Annotated in this window: 11 protein-coding genes and 1 other RNA gene; 4 read left to right on the top strand and 8 right to left on the bottom strand. The window is 55.6% G+C overall.

Features of this window, described 5'->3' with window-relative positions; translation table 11 throughout:
- Positions 1-28: 28 nt before the first annotated feature.
- The 8 genes from hsdR to ABD806_RS02280 form a co-directional block, all read right to left on the bottom strand.
- Positions 29-3547 carry a type I restriction-modification system endonuclease gene (gene hsdR / locus ABD806_RS02315; RefSeq protein WP_344954305.1) on the bottom strand — a complete coding sequence of 1173 codons (3519 nt, stop codon included), beginning with the start codon at positions 3545-3547 and terminating at the stop codon, positions 29-31.
- A 186-nt stretch (positions 3548-3733) separates the two neighbouring features.
- On the bottom strand, positions 3734-4036 hold the full coding sequence (locus ABD806_RS02310) for a helix-turn-helix transcriptional regulator (protein WP_344954303.1): 303 nt from the start codon (positions 4034-4036) through the stop codon (positions 3734-3736).
- An 87-nt stretch (positions 4037-4123) separates the two neighbouring features.
- Positions 4124-5146, bottom strand: a complete 1023-nt coding sequence (locus tag ABD806_RS02305) for a TniB family NTP-binding protein (RefSeq protein WP_344954301.1) — start codon at positions 5144-5146, stop codon at positions 4124-4126.
- Complete coding sequence (locus ABD806_RS02300; RefSeq protein ID WP_344954299.1) at positions 5136-6995, bottom strand: Mu transposase C-terminal domain-containing protein; 1860 nt, start codon at positions 6993-6995, stop codon at positions 5136-5138. The genes ABD806_RS02305 and ABD806_RS02300 overlap by 11 nt, the downstream gene beginning before the upstream one ends.
- A complete protein-coding gene (locus ABD806_RS02295) occupies positions 6992-7618 on the bottom strand; it encodes a TnsA endonuclease N-terminal domain-containing protein (RefSeq protein ID WP_344954297.1) in 627 nt (208 codons plus the stop codon). Before ABD806_RS02295 ends, ABD806_RS02300 begins: the two co-directional genes overlap by 4 nt.
- A gap of 133 nt (positions 7619-7751) precedes the next feature.
- Positions 7752-7848: signal recognition particle sRNA small type (ffs, locus tag ABD806_RS02290), an RNA gene on the bottom strand.
- A gap of 83 nt (positions 7849-7931) precedes the next feature.
- Complete coding sequence (locus ABD806_RS02285; RefSeq protein WP_344954295.1) at positions 7932-8723, bottom strand: sulfite exporter TauE/SafE family protein; 792 nt, start codon at positions 8721-8723, stop codon at positions 7932-7934.
- A 275-nt stretch (positions 8724-8998) separates the two neighbouring features.
- Entirely contained in the window at positions 8999-11281 is a 2283-nt protein-coding gene (locus ABD806_RS02280) for an FdhF/YdeP family oxidoreductase (protein WP_344954293.1), read from the bottom strand.
- Between the two features lie 299 nt (positions 11282-11580).
- Here ABD806_RS02280 and ABD806_RS02275 point away from each other — a divergent pair, with 299 nt between their 5' ends.
- The 4 genes from ABD806_RS02275 to ABD806_RS02260 are packed head-to-tail and all read left to right on the top strand — an operon-like array spanning position 11581 to position 14556.
- Positions 11581-12147 (top strand): DUF2796 domain-containing protein, encoded by a 567-nt coding sequence (locus ABD806_RS02275; protein ID WP_344954291.1) that lies wholly within the window; start codon positions 11581-11583, stop codon positions 12145-12147.
- Between the two features lie 2 nt (positions 12148-12149).
- Positions 12150-12836: an ABC transporter ATP-binding protein gene (locus ABD806_RS02270; protein ID WP_425583060.1), complete on the top strand. Its 687-nt coding sequence runs from the start codon at positions 12150-12152 to the stop codon at positions 12834-12836.
- On the top strand, positions 12830-14077 hold the full coding sequence (locus ABD806_RS02265) for an ABC transporter permease (protein WP_344954289.1): 1248 nt from the start codon (positions 12830-12832) through the stop codon (positions 14075-14077). The genes ABD806_RS02270 and ABD806_RS02265 overlap by 7 nt, the downstream gene beginning before the upstream one ends.
- A complete protein-coding gene (locus ABD806_RS02260; RefSeq protein ID WP_344954287.1) occupies positions 14074-14556 on the top strand; it encodes a DUF3299 domain-containing protein in 483 nt (160 codons plus the stop codon). Before ABD806_RS02265 ends, ABD806_RS02260 begins: the two co-directional genes overlap by 4 nt.
- Positions 14557-14612 lie beyond the last annotated feature (56 nt).

Here is a 14612-nt window from a genome sequence, read left to right as displayed (position 1 = left end):
TATCCTGATATTTTGGGTTGTTGGGGCATTATCCGGCGTTCAGTGCCAGCCAGAGCGCGTCGGAAAGCTCGTTCAGCACGGTATCCAGCTGATCGTCGAGCACCTTGTCCAGTTGCCTGGCTCCTCCTTCAAAGGCCGGCATCTGGTTGATGGTGTCGTGGTCGATAATCACCTCGTGATTGAGCTGCTTGGCCAGCCGTTGCAGCCATCTTCGCTGGTTTGGATTCCAGGTATGGCTGGTATAAATCCGGTCCATGGCCGCCGCCACCCGTTGCTCGAACGGCACCAGGGCTTCGCCCAGGGCGGCACGACGAATGTGGCCAATGATGCTGGCGGCAATGTCCTTGTTGCTCTGGTTACGCACGGCGCTTTGCAGCCTGGCTTCCGAGTAGCCGGCATTATCCAGCAAAAGCTTCACTTCTTTAAGCTGCTCGCGGGTTAAATCCCGGGGTTTGTTGACCACCACCGCCAAGGCTGCCGACTGGTTGAGCTGCTCCCTGACAAACCGGTTGAAGCTGTCCAGATAATCCGCCGGTTTTTCATGCACGCCGTAGGTTTGCTCCCGGCTTATCAACTCGTCTTCATGCTCCGAAATGACCGGCATATTCTCGCTGCCAAGCAGGGTTTTGATCTCCGCGAGCTGGTTGAGCAGCCCGGCATGCTGGTGCAGAAACTCGGCAGCCTGCCGGGGGCCAAGCTGGTGCAGATGCTGGTGCAGGGACTTGGGCTCAACTCCCCACAACTGCTCCAGCTCGCCCAGCTTTTGCCTTATCTCCGGCCTGTGCTCGGCCTTGTTGTCGGCCTTGCGCAGCACCCGCATCAGTTTCTGGCTGAGCTGGCTGAGCACCACATCGGCATGGCTTTCACCATTCTGCTCACCTGGGCTGTTCAGGGCCTGCTCAAGATGTTCGGCATCGGTCAGCTCGCCCATCAGTTGCTCCAGGGTGATGTTGGGGTCTTTCACCAGAGGCTTCATGGTGTTGACGTCTTGCAGGACGGCATAGATATCGACCGGATCGTAAATACGGAAAACGGTTTTGCCGATGTCGTCACAACGGCGGGTGGCCCGGCCTATCATCTGCTCATACAAAATGCGCGAGCGAACCCGGCGCATAAACACCAGGTTGCAGATGCGAGGCACATCAATACCGGTGGTGAGCAGATCCACGGTGATGGCAATGTTGGGATAGCGCTCGTTTTTGAATTGCCGGATCAGTTGCTCAACCTTTTCGCTCTTGCCGGTGATTTTGGCTACCGCAGCCTGGTTGTAGTCACCGTTGTAGAGCGCCTTGAAGGCATCATCCAGCAGGCGCTTGACCATGTCGGCGTGCAGATCGGTGGCGCAGAAGATCATGGTTTTTTCTTCGCCAAAGGGATCCAGCTCCTGCACCAGCTGCTCGCAGATCACCCGGTTGAAGTGTTCATTGATCACCTTGCGGTTAAACGCATCCACTTCAAATTGCAGCTCATCCTCCAGCTCGGCGGTTTCAATGGCACCGGTCTGGGTATTGATGGCTTCCACCTTGCTCCCCTTTTCAAACTGGATACCGTGTTTGGTGAGCAGGGTTTCGTAACGGATGGGCGGCTCGTGGTCGATCAGCCAGTCATCTGCCACCGCTTCACGATAGGAATAGGTGTAAACCGGCTTTCCGAAAATCTCGCTGGTGTGTTTGGCCGGTGTTGCGGTAAGGCCTACCTTGACCGCATCAAAATAGTCCAGCACCCGGCGATAGCTGGAGAGATACTGGCTGGTATCCCGTATGGCCAGTTCGCCTTCGGTCATTTCCTGATCCAGGGTATAACCCCGGTGCGCCTCGTCTACAATGATGCAGTCAAACTGATCGACCGGTGGCGGGTTATCACTCATGAAAATGCGCTTAACCATGGCCTGGACCGTGGCCACCTGAATACGGGTTTCCGCTTCGGCCGCCATATCACCCAGCTCTGCCAGGTTGTAGATGGTAGACAGGGTGTGGTTCTGCTCCAGCGGGGCTTCGTTAAAGGCATCAATCGCCTGCTGCCCGAGGGCGGTACGGTCCACCAGAAACAGAATGCGCCTGAACCGTTCGGCCTTGAGAAAGCGATACATCAGACCAATGATGGTACGAGTTTTACCGGTGCCGGTGGCCATCGCCAGCAAGGCGTTGCGCACGCCACGGGCCAACGAGCTCTCGGTGGCCGTGATGGCAGCCTGCTGATAGTCACGCAGTTTTAAATAGCCAAAAGGCTCCTGTTGTAGCCGCTGTTCGGCAAGCTCCTTACTGCGACCCAGCAAGTCCAGCAAGCCCTTTGGCGTATGGAAACCGGGCAAGGCACGGCGAAGGTTGCTGGGATCCCGCGCATCACGAAACCAGGTGCCGGATTGCTCCGCCAGCTGGGGCACATAAGGGCGGCCATTGCAGGAATACAGGAAAGGCACCTTGTAGTGACCTTCAGCCTCATCCGGCCAGGCTACTGTGTGGCCAGCCAGCTCCCAGGCTCCGACAAGCGGAGGGCTGATTTCGATGTTTCTGCTGTAGCGTTCGGCCTGACGAATTTTGTCGGCCACATTCACGTTTTCTTTTTTTGCTTCCACCACCGCCAGCGGTGTCAGGCCGGCAAACAGCACATAATCGGCGCGACCTCCCTGAGTTGGCCACTCGGCAATGGCACGATTAACCCCTTTTTCGGGCCGGACACCCTTGCTGTAGGTCAGCTCCTGCGTGTCGGCTTCCCAGCCGGCTTCCACCAGTTGCTGATCAATCAGAATTCGGGTCAGCTCTTCATTCAACACAACATGTTGACTGGCGGCCTGAGTTTGTTTGGCAATCTTTTGGCGCTGGGATGAAATGGACTTTTCACCCTGCTCCGCCAGTTGCTGCTGCAACGCCGTGATCTTCTGCTCGTATTCTTGCTGCTGCTGAGCCAGAGCCTGTTCGTGCACAAGGGCTTCCTGAGCCTTGGCGCGGGATTCTTCATCCATGGCCAGTGCCAGGGCTTCGTATTCGGCTTTTTCTCTGGCGACCAGGTCATTGAGCTGCTGGCTGGAGTCCAGCTCTACGTTGGCCCGCTGCAGCTCACTTTTGAGCTGCTCTATTTCCGATTGCAGCTGTCTGAGCTGCCCGCTGGGATCGGCCGGCGGCACAAAGGGACCGGGTTTAAAACTGGTGCCATTTTTGCCAAAGGACTGGTGAAACCAGATAGCCAGTGCCCGGGCGATCTTGAGGCCGTCCAACGCTTCCTTGTGCTGGGTTCTGAACTGATGGGTGGCCTTGTTGCCCTCTATGCGCAAGGTATGAAACAGCTCACGAATGACAGGCTCGAACTTCAGCTCTCGGCCAAGCCTGTAGAGCAGATCGGCCTGCGTGGTCTGGGTATCAAATTCGATACCGGAAAGCACAGCCAGATGCTGTGCCAGGGCTTCACCCAGCTGACGCAGCTTGATCAGGGTAGTGTTGGGATCGCTGGCAAAAGCGCGTTCGGCTGCCGCCGCCAGTTGGATAAAGAGTTCATCGTGCTCGGCCAGAAAGCCGAAGTTTACGGATGATGTAACGTCGAGGTGTTGCACCCTGCCTCCCTGTGCTCTGATAATCAGCCACATGTACCGGTGACTGTTTTTTTATTCTGATAATTCAGGGGATTACTTTTATGGCAGGTAATTTATCAGCCCCGGTCGGAAAGGCCAATGGTTTAGAGGCAAGCTGGTTGGAAAACTCAACAAGAAAGACCGATAGATGAAGTCGAGGCAATAAAATTACTCATCTTCGCCTAGTTCCCGTAGCAGCTGCTCCTGCTTTTCTTTTGGCTGCTTGGCGATAGCACAAAGCAACTTGGCCAGAAGATCATCATCACAGTAGAAGTAGGCGACCGGCACGCCCAGCACCTTGGCCAGCCTCTGCATGGTCTGGTAGTCCGGTGCATGTTTGCCTTTTTCGTATTGATTCATCCTCGCACTCGCCGTGTTTTCTTCCATGCCGAGACAAACCCCCAGTTCTCGCTGGGTGAGCTGGCAACTCAGACGGGCCGCCTTGAGCCTCCTGGGTAAAGGGGAATCCATAACGCTATCCAGATTGACACAGATAGCTAAGATTATCTTAGTACACTGAGTGTAATTGTACTAAGGTTTTCTTAGCAAGGTTTCCGTTTAGCGTGACTTTTTTAACAACATGGAGATGGGGAGACGATCAGTGAACTGGGTTGGGATAACCGCATCTTCAGAGTGTGTAGCCCCCTCATCGTATCTGGAATACTCCTTTACTTCCGAGACCAACAATTCATCAATGTTTTGCTTGAAAGGATTAGTTTTTTCTGGATGGAGCATGACAAAAGTGCGTGAAAGATGCTCTTTTTGCAGGGTCGGTGCATCATCCAGCAAAGCCAGCTTCAGTGCTTCATTGAGGAAATATTTCAGGATTCTGAGACATCCCTTGCAAACAGAAAACAAGGCAAACACTGTATGCTTTTCCTGCAGCCTTGGCGTTTCCAGCAACGGCATACGGTTCGCCAACCCCATCAAAAATCGGACGAAGTTATCCCGCTCTTCGGAGATTTTGAAAAACGGGATTTGCCGTCGGATCATCAGACGAGAAGCCCATTGTGGTTCTTCTGTGATTTTTTTTGCCCAAGGCATACCAACGAGTACGATAGATATTCGGGCTTTTTCGCTTACCAATTTAAGTCGATTAGCGATTTCAGTCCGCTTTCGGTCAGTTTTATACTCTACTAGTTCTTGAAACTCATCTATAACAATAAGTTCTATTCCGTATTTTATAAGGCTTTGAACAAGAACATCGGTTAGATAAATATCGGAGCTTCTTCTCTGAACACGAGCAGCGCTGTCTTGACCTAAATCTCTGATTAACTGCAAAATTGTTGCACTAAGCGTAGGCCTACTGGGAATTCGGCTGAAAAGCAATGGGTTATGAGAGTACCCCCCCTGACTAGCTTTTGAAAAGTGCTGTTGATAATTTTTCACCAGCATTGATTTTCCACTGCCAGCGTCTCCTGTCAAAAGCATGCACTGCTGCTCTCCACCGAGCCTGTGATTATATCGCAACCGATCAAAATCCTCATATATTTTCGTCACGACCGGATACTCCACAAAGCAGGTGACAAACTGTCTGAGCAGGTCTTCCTTCTCTGGTGGTAAAGTTTGATCAGTAGCCATCTAGGTCGTCCACATAGTCATCCCAGTCTTCCAGTTGTTTGTCGGTATCCTGTTCGGATTTTAGAGGCAACAGTTCTTGCTGAGGTACTACGCTGCCATTTTCACCACTACCCACTTGCTGATGCCGAGCCAGCCGAGACATGCCCTTCTGGCTACGACTTTTATTTTTGAAATTACTCAGCTCTTCTATCTCACGTTCAATTCGCTCATTCATCAACTTCCCTACCCTTGCCAGACTATCCAGATCCAAGGCATCGTCGATATAATTTCTATGAAGACGGAGATTTATTTGATGCTGCTGTAACGTAAGCCCTTTTGTGTAGCCAACCGGATCAATACAGGGTACTTGAAGATACCCATCCATACCTTTCAGGTAGACATGAACTGACGACAAATCATCCGTGTTGGTTTTCACCAGTACCGAATCTTTAGGCGAGTTATTTTTTCGATAATGGGACAACTCTTCAGAATCATAACGAAGACAATGGATATGGATACCACCACGTCTTAGCTTGCGATATGCAGACAGGCCAATGATGACCTCAAGCTTTTTTAAATCCTCTCCACTAATTTTGGCAGGGGGCAACGACTGGAAACCCTTATTCCATAACAACGCCGGAATATAACGCTTTCGGCTGTCTGCACTGTTATGATACTTATCAATCACCCACTGATGAAAATGTTCAATAAAAGTGGAAAAACGCATAATGGCATCTTTTTCCGGATTGTACCCTGCTTTCGTGAGAATATCAGAGAAGGTTTTTCCCGGTATATCATCCAGCAACATATTATTGACAATGCCAAAATTTCTCTCAACAAGTGGTTTGTGCCATGGAGTTCGCCTCTTGTTAGGCTGGATATTGATACCCATTTCCAAACAAACGAGTTCAAGACTTTCACTCCAGAATTCAGCTCCATTATCAACCACGAGAATCTCTGGTTTTCCATAACATGGCCAGTCATGCTCAATGCATGGATATCGGTCATGGACATAAGTTTTTGGCTTGATGGAGTGCAGTAGTGCTTTTCGCACCGAGTCGTAGCTTGCTCCCTCAAAACCAATATAAAATCCGATAATACAGTGACTGTAACAATCAACAAGAAGGGTAAGGCAAGGCCTGCCTAAAGGGATCAATAGTTTATCATCCAGTAAAATGAGATCTAGTGCAGTATGGTCTATTTCAACTTTTTCCAGTATACGCTCAGGTGGTATGTGAGCGCCTATTGCGTTGAACTTCTGGTCCGCAATAAATTTTCCATAGCGAGCCACTGCGACTTCATAAGGAGGTAACTCTTTGACTCGGTTATAGAACCCATAGTATGACAAAGCTTTTATCCGTTCTCCTTCAAGATGTTGGTTAGCCAAGCGTATTGAGTCCGCATAATAGCGATATACTTTTGCAATGGACGGCCTTTCCTTTACTAGATAGCGTTCAATTGCTCTGTCAAGAAACACTTCGGCATTGGCATCAGCTTTGCTCTTGCGGTTTCCCTTTCCCCCATGCTTGGGGATTAACGAAGCAAGTTCATAGCCCGAGCTTGAATATAACTTCCACCACCTTACCAAAGTCCGCCAGTTGGGTGGATAACCTTCAATCTCTACAGATGCCTGCTGAATCAAAGGATCAAGTTTCGCTTTGGTCCAGCCTCCGTCCAGACGCTTTCTCACCCAGTTGATGTATCCAATTCGCCGTTGTACCTCATTTCTCGTCTCTTCAGGGTAACTGGCAAGGTCTCTCGGTACCGTCACCGGATCAGCCGGAGATGAATCCGCTTCCTGGATGACTTCATCATCAGCGTACTCAAATTCATCGGTAAAAAAACCTCTGCCAGAGCTATTGGTAGTCATTGCACACTCCAGACTTCAGAATCAAGTCCAAAATCCTGATCGACCAAATTTGAGTCCAGCTTACCTGAAGCGATCAATGACAAAATCGAACTAAGCACTTCTCCCTGCCGAATACCAGTAGAACGAACCAGATTGAGTAGGGTAGTCACACCGTACCTCTCTACGGCTTCAAGCAACTGCAGATGCAAAGAGGTCGTGGATTGAAAACCTGAATATCTATGAAGAAGTTTGAGGTTACCGAGTATGGGGTAGACACACACCTGGCGATCAGTGACAAGTATTAATGTGAGTCCTTTATCTTGAGCTGCCAGTTGTTTGGCCTGAAAGCGCGTCCTGAAGTATTGGTTCAGCGTCTTTTCATGGGGTTTAATTTCAATGAACTGTGTACCTTGCTGCCGATGTTGGACCTTAAAATCCGGCGTGTAAGGCAACAATTTACCTTCAAAGGTGTAGTAGAAACCTTCAGGTTGTGCCTCGAACGAAGCTATGTCACGGGAATACTCAAGGTGGAAGCAAGTATCGAACTCAAGAGAGGATTCAACCGTCACTACAGCGCTCATCTTGGCGCTGGCAAAGCGGAAGATATTTTTTACCGGGGAGTGTTTCAACCGACGCCTATACATAGGCAGCACCGTCATTTGTTGTAATACTACAACAAAAGTAGGCTATGTCACCTTATGGTGCAAATTTTGTCAGCTTATAGTAAAGATTTGTCAACTTATGCTAAAAGCGACAAATTACGAAATTGGAGGTGACGCCCGCCAGCCACATCCCGGCACTCGAGTCGCTCGCCTTGGCTGCTCCCTTCCGGGCCTGACCAGGTCGACGAGGTATCGATGCGAGAGGACCAACGGGGTCACCATCGAAGCGCCGCCAGTCTAGCAAACTGAGCATCAATTGCAATGGAGCGGCGTTTGAGTGCTGGTTTATTGGCCGTTAGCCGGGAAACAGCAGAAATTTCGCGCCAATGGCGATCAGCAAGCAGGCAAAACTGCGCTTGAGCACCTTGGCCGACAGTTTATGGGCCAACAGGGCGCCAAAGCGGGCAAAGGGGATGCTGGTCAGCACTATCCCGATCAGCGCAGGCAAATAGATATAGCCCCAGGCCTCGTCCGGCAGATCCGCATGCCCCCAGCCATGCACCAGATAGCTGATGGTGCCCACCAGCGCGATGGGCAGGCCGCAGGCCGCCGAGGCCGCCACCGCCCGCTGCATGGGCACCGAGCTCCAGGTAAGAAAGGGCACCGTCAGCGAACCGCCACCGATGCCGAAAATGCCCGATGCCCAGCCGATCACCCCGCCTATCATTACCTGGGCCGGCTTACCGGGCAGCTGGGCACGGCCTTTGGGTACCAGGTTAAGCAGCATCTGCGCCGCCACCAGCCAGGCGAAAATACCGATAATCATCTGCAGGTGGGGGCCTGAAATCTTGTCGGCGGTGAACCCGCCCAGCCAGGCGCCCACGGCGATGCCGCCCGACATCAGCACCACCAGGGGCCAGTCGATGGCCTTGCGGCTATGGTGGGCATGAATCGAACTGATGGAAGTGAAGATAATGGTCGCCAGCGAGGTACCGACCGCCATATGGGCCATGACATCACCGCCGATGGCCTGCAATTTAAAACTGAAGATCAGCACGGGCACGATGATCAGGCCCCCGCCCACGCCAAACAGTCCCGCCATGGTCCCGGCGCAGGCACCGAGCACCAGATACATTATCCAGGTCATTATTATTCCTAAAATATCGATGGCATTACGCGTTCAAACCAGCTCAAGGTGATTGAGGCAGTCCTGGCCGGCAACAGGGGATGAGGTATTGTCACCGGCGACAGCAGCATACGGACAGGAACCCTCCAGCTCAAACACCAAATACAATCCGTAGAGGGAGCCAAAAAACACCTACCACATCCCGGACTTGCTGGTTACCGGCCCATATTAACACGAAAGCCCTGAATGACACTTGCACTCAGGGCCTCAAAAAGGAGTCGGCTGGCATCCGGGGATTAAAGGATCCGGCTGTCCCGCTCGGGGATCAGCACCACGCCGATGGCCTTGGAGGTGGGGGTGCCCGTGCCCTCCCCGATGCTGTCGAGGGGCACCAGCGGGTTGGTCTCGGGGTAGTAGGCCGCCAGGTTGCCCCGGGGGATATCGTAGGGCACCAGGGTAAAACCGGCGACCTTGCGCTCCCGGTTATCGGTCCATACCGATTGCAGGGTCACCTTCTGCCCCGCCTCCATTCCCAGCACCACCAGGTCCTCCCGGTTGATAAACAGCACCATGCGCTGACCGTACACACCCCGGTATCGGTCATCCAGCCCGTAGATGGTGGTGTTGTACTGATCGTGAGCCCGCAGGGTCTGCAGGGTATGCACCGGCCGGCCCTCGAATTCCAGCGGCAACAGCTGAGTCGGCAGGGGATGGGCGAAAAAGTTGGCCTTGCCGGACGGGGTCCGCCACTCGCGGCGGGCGGCGCTGTTGTCCAGGTAGAAGCCGCCCGGGGTGTCCAGCCGGGTATTCATATCCTCAAACCCCGGGATGGTCTGGCCGATCAGCTCGCGGATGCGGCCATAGTCGCCGGCCAGTACGGTCCAGGGCAGTTCCTCCTCGCCCAGTACGGCGGCGGCGATGCCCGCCACTATCGCCACCTCCGAGCGCTGCTCGGGGGAGTTGGGTGCCGTCATCCCCTGGGAGGCATGCACCATGCTGAACGAGTCCTCCACCGTGATGTACTGGGGCGTGCCGTTTTGCAGGTCTTGCTCGGTGCGGCCCAGGCAGGGCAGGATCAGTCCGGCCTTGCCCGGCCAGAGATGGCTGCGGTTGAGCTTGGTGCTGATATGCACGGTCAGCTCGCAATTGCTCAACGCCGTCTGGGTACGGCCACTGTCCGGAGCGGCGGCGGCAAAGTTACCGCCCAGGGCGATAAAGGCCCTGGCCGTGCCCTGCTCCATGGCGGCGATGGACTCGACCGTGTTCAGGCCGTGCTTCCGCGGCATGGGCCGCTCGAAATGGCTCTCCAGCCGATCCAGAAAATCATCGCTCGGAAGCTCGTTGATGCCGACCGTGCGGTTACCCTGCACATTGCTGTGCCCGCGTACCGGGCTCAAACCAGCGCCGGGGCGGCCGATGTGTCCGGCCAACAGCTGCAAGTTGACTATCTCCTGCACGGTTGCCAGCGAATGGCGATGCTGGGTAATGCCCATGGCCCAGGTGCAGATCACCCGCTTGGCACCGGCAAACACTGCGGCGGCCTCGGTGATCTGTGACCGGCTCAGGCCCGACTGTGCCTCTATTTCGGCCCAGCCGGTCTGTTCCACCAACCCGAGATAGCCATCCAGTCCCTGGGTATGCCGATCGATAAAGTCCCGGTCGAACACCGGCCGGCCCTGCTGCTGCCAGTCCCACAGCTGCTTGACCATGCCGCGCACCAGCGCCATGTCACCGCCCAGCTTGGGGCACAGGTACAGGGAGCTGATGGAGGAGGTGCTGCGAGTCAGCATATGTCTGGGATCCTGCGGATTGTCGAACCGCTCCAGGCCCCGCTCCTTCAGGTTGTTGATGCTGACGATGGCCGCGCCCTTTTTCGCCGCCTGTCCCAGGGTATGCAACATGCGCGGATGATTGGTGCCCGGATTCTGGCCAAACACAAAGATGGCGTCGGCCTGCTCGAAGTCATCCAGGGTCACCGTACCCTTGCCCACCCCTATGCTCTGGCTCAAGCCCACGCCGCTGGCCTCGTGGCACATGTTGGAGCAGTCAGGGAAGTTGTTGGTACCATAAAAACGGCCGAACAGCTGATACAGATAGGCCACCTCGTTGCTGGCTCGGCCCGAGGTATAGAGCAGCAGCTCATCGGGCGAGCTCAGCGCCCTTACCTTTTCGCCGATAAGCTCGAAGGCATCCTGCCAGCTGATGTGCTCGTATTCATCGGTGGCCGGGTTATAGCTCAGCGGCTCGGCGATGCGGCCCTGGTATTCCAGGAAGTAATCGCTCTGCCGGCGCAGGGCGCTGACCTTGTGGCGGCGGAAGAAGTCCGCCCGCACCTGGCTGGCGGTGGCCTCCCAGGCCACCGCCTTGGCGCCGTTTTCGCAAAAATTGACGCTATGACCCGCCGCATCGCCCCAGGCGCAACCGGGACAGTCGAAGCCCTTGGCCTGATTGACCTTGAGTAGGTTGCGGATATTAGCCAACGGCCGCCGGCTGTTGAGCAGGGCCCGGGTGGTGGATACCAGGGCTCCCCAGCCACCGGCGGCACCGTCGTAAGGTTCGATTCGTTTATAATCAGGCATGGATACTCCGGCATCACCACGGCCAGGAGGCGCCGGGTGGTTCAGTTTGCAATGGCAGCGGCCCTGCCTATCGTCCGCCTGGGTAGGGCAATCTTGCCCAAAAATCGTTCTGGCGAGGAGCAGGCAAGTCGCAGGGAGAAACAGGCGGCCAGTGTATAAAAGATCCCAAAGCAAGTCCAAACGAGCTGTATTTTATCTTTTTTATCAATGAATTAATAAAATTAATACGGAGCACTTTGCTATCATACCGGCAGGTGTTATAACATAACACTTCTGTTTTTTGGAATACGGAGCCCGCCATGAAATATCTTGCCCTCGCCTTCTCCCTGCTGCCTTTTGCACTACCTGCCCAAACCCAGCTGGGCGTGCATGAACACGGCTTCGGCCAGCTCAACCTGGTATTGGATGGGGAACAGCTGGTGCTGGTGCTGAACGCCCCCGCCGCCGACATCGTGGGCTTTGAACATCAGGCCGAGACCGAGCAAGACCAAGCCAGCCTGGCCGCCTCGCTGGCAAGAGTACGCCAGGCCGATACCCTGTTCAGCCCGGCCACCGCAGCTCAGTGCCGGCTCGGTGAGGTGGTGTTGGGCGATGCCAGTCACGATGAACATGAAGGGCATGAAGGGCATGAAGGGCATGAAGGGCATGAAGGGCATGAAGAACATGATGCAGACGGCGAGCAGGGCCATAACGATATTACGGTCCACTATTATTACCACTGTGCCAACCCGACGGCCCTGAACGGCCTGGATGTTACCCTGTTCGACCTGTATCCCAGCCTCGAGCGCCTGGACGTACAGGCTATCGTGCCCACCGGCCAGCTAGCCACCACCCTGACCCCCTCTCAACCCCGTATCCACTGGTAATCATGGCCGCACTGATTGATATCACCGAACTGCGCTTTGCCTGGCCGGATCAACCCGAGCTGCTCCATATCGAGCAACTGAGCGTTTACCCCGGTGAACGGGTCTTTATCAAGGGTCCAAGCGGCAGCGGCAAAAGCACCCTGCTGGGCCTGCTCGCCGGCATACAGAAGGCCAATCAGGGCCGGCTCGCCGTGCTGGGCCAGGATCTGACCCGGCTGGGCGGGCACGCCCGGGACAGGTTTCGCGCCGATCACCTGGGCTATATCTTCCAGCAATTCAACCTGCTGCCCTTCCTGTCGGTGCTGGAAAATGTAACCTCGGCACTGATATTTTCACGCCACAAGCGGAGCCGGTTGCGGGCCCCGGCAGGGGCCGAGGCCGAGCGGCTGCTGGCTGAGCTGCAACTGCCCCGCGGCCTATGGCACAAGCCGGTACACAACCTGAGCATCGGCCAGCAACAAAGGGTAGCCGCCGCCCGGGCGCTGATCGGCCGTCCCGAGCTGGTGATCGCCGATGAGCCCACCTCGGCGCTGGATACGGACAATAGGGCGGCCTTTATCGAGCTGCTGTTTACCGAATGCCAACAGCAGGACAGCACCCTGGTGTTTGTCAGCCACGATCCTTTTCTTGAACCGCTCTTTTCCCGGGTACTGTCCTTGTCCGAGCTGAATAAGGTGAACCTATGTTGATGCTGGCCTTTAAGAGTTTGTGGGCGCGCCGGCTCACCGCCGGGCTGACCCTGGCGGCCATCGCCATCAGTGTGGTGCTGCTGGTGGGCGTGGAAAAAGTCCGGATTGAGCTGAAAGACGGTTTTGCCCGCACTATCTCGGGCACGGATCTCATCGTCGGCGCCCGCTCGGGGCAACTCAACCTGCTGTTGTATTCGGTGTTCCGGCTGGGCAATCCCACCAACAACATCAGCTGGGAATCTTATCAGCAGATCAAACGGCAGAAAGGGGTTGCCTGGACCATTCCCCTCTCGCTGGGAGACTCCCATCAGGGCTTCCGCGTGCTGGGTACCAGCGAAGACTATTTCCGCCATTACGCCTACGGCCGCCAGCAGCGGCTGGACCTGACCGAAGGCCGGCCTTTCGCCGATACCTTCGAGGCGGTGATCGGCGCCGATGTTGCACGCCAGCTGGGCTATCGCCTGAATGACAGCCTGGTGCTTGCCCACGGCGCCGGCAACACCTCGTTCAGCCGTCACGAGGATCTGCCCTTCACCCTGGTGGGTATACTGGCGCCGACCGGCACGCCGGTGGACAAAACCGTGCATGTGCGCCTGGACGGCCTGGAAGCCATCCACCTGGGCTGGCAGGGCGGCCGCCAGGCCCGCAGCCTGAGCCCGGATCAGGCGCGTGCCGCCGATCTCACTCCCAAGGCCATTACCGCCTTCCTGATGGGGCTGGATAACAAGGTACTGGCGTTCCAGCTGCAAAGGGCGATCAATAACTACCGGACCGAGCCACTGTCGGCCATTCTGCCCGGCACCGCCCTGCACGAACTATGGAGCATGATGAGCATGGCAGAGCGTGCGATCGCCTTTATCGCCCTGTTTGTGGTCGCCGCCGGCCTGCTGGGCATGCTGACCACCCTGCTCGCCGGCCTCTCGGCCCGCCGCCGGGAACTGGCCATACTGCGCTCGCTGGGGGCCGGCCCCCACCATCTGTTCGCCTTGCTGGTGCTGGAAGCCGCCGTGCTCACCGGTCTGGGTATTTTCTTGGGCATGCTTACTCTGTATATTGTCCTGACCCTGGCCGCGCCCCTGGTGCAGGCGCAATACGGACTGCTGTTCTATCCAGGCCTGCCCACCGCCGCCGAATGGCGTCTGCTGGGCCTGATCTGGCTGGCGGGTATGGTGATAGGCCTGCTGCCCGCGGCGCAGGCCTATCGCTACTCTGTTAACGACGGTATGAGTATCAAAATATGAAAAGATTAACCTGGCTGATGGCCACCCTGGCGTTGGTACTCTCGCCCGCTTGGGCCGACGACTATAAAACCCTGGAATGGGATGAGCTTATTCCGCTGGAAGAACAGCTAAATCCGCCACCGCTGCCCGAGGTGGATCATGACGACGAGTTCGCCATCCCGTCCCAGCCGGTCGGTAAGGTGGTGGCATCACTGGATGGCCAGCGGGTGCGCCTGCCCGGCTTCGTGGTGCCGCTCGAAGGCGACAGCAAGGAGGTCACCACTTTCTTCCTGGTGCCCTATTTTGGCGCATGCATTCACGTACCACCGCCCCCCACCAACCAGATTGTCTATGTGGACTATCCCCAAGGGGCCAAGGTCGATGATCTGTGGGAAGCGGTCTGGGTGACCGGCACCCTGCGCACCGTCGGCGCCAGCCATGATATCGCCCAGGCCTCGTATTCGCTGGAAGGAATGGGTGTCGAACCCTACAATCTCTGATGGATTGTATGGGAGCCAAGTCCCCAAGAAGCACTTGGCTCCTACAATGAGTAGCG

The sequence above is a fragment of the Zobellella aerophila genome (genome assembly GCF_039539325.1).
Taxonomy (GTDB): Bacteria; Pseudomonadota; Gammaproteobacteria; order Enterobacterales; family Aeromonadaceae; genus Oceanimonas; species Oceanimonas aerophila.
This window is presented reverse-complemented; position numbering and strand designations above follow the sequence as displayed.

Coding starts and splice junctions, on each gene's coding strand:
- ABD806_RS02275 (WP_344954291.1), top strand. CDS start 11,581: ATGAAATATCTTGCCCTCGCCTTCTCCCTGCTGCCTTTTGCACTACCT.
- ABD806_RS02265 (WP_344954289.1), top strand. CDS start 12,830: ATGTTGATGCTGGCCTTTAAGAGTTTGTGGGCGCGCCGGCTCACCGCC.
- ABD806_RS02260 (WP_344954287.1), top strand. CDS start 14,074: ATGAAAAGATTAACCTGGCTGATGGCCACCCTGGCGTTGGTACTCTCG.
- ABD806_RS02300 (WP_344954299.1), bottom strand. CDS start 6,995: ATGACTACCAATAGCTCTGGCAGAGGTTTTTTTACCGATGAATTTGAG.
- ABD806_RS02280 (WP_344954293.1), bottom strand. CDS start 11,281: ATGCCTGATTATAAACGAATCGAACCTTACGACGGTGCCGCCGGTGGC.
- ABD806_RS02305 (WP_344954301.1), bottom strand. CDS start 5,146: ATGGCTACTGATCAAACTTTACCACCAGAGAAGGAAGACCTGCTCAGA.
- ABD806_RS02285 (WP_344954295.1), bottom strand. CDS start 8,723: ATGACCTGGATAATGTATCTGGTGCTCGGTGCCTGCGCCGGGACCATG.
- ABD806_RS02295 (WP_344954297.1), bottom strand. CDS start 7,618: ATGTATAGGCGTCGGTTGAAACACTCCCCGGTAAAAAATATCTTCCGC.
- ABD806_RS02310 (WP_344954303.1), bottom strand. CDS start 4,036: ATGGATTCCCCTTTACCCAGGAGGCTCAAGGCGGCCCGTCTGAGTTGC.
- ABD806_RS02270 (WP_425583060.1), top strand. CDS start 12,150: ATGGCCGCACTGATTGATATCACCGAACTGCGCTTTGCCTGGCCGGAT.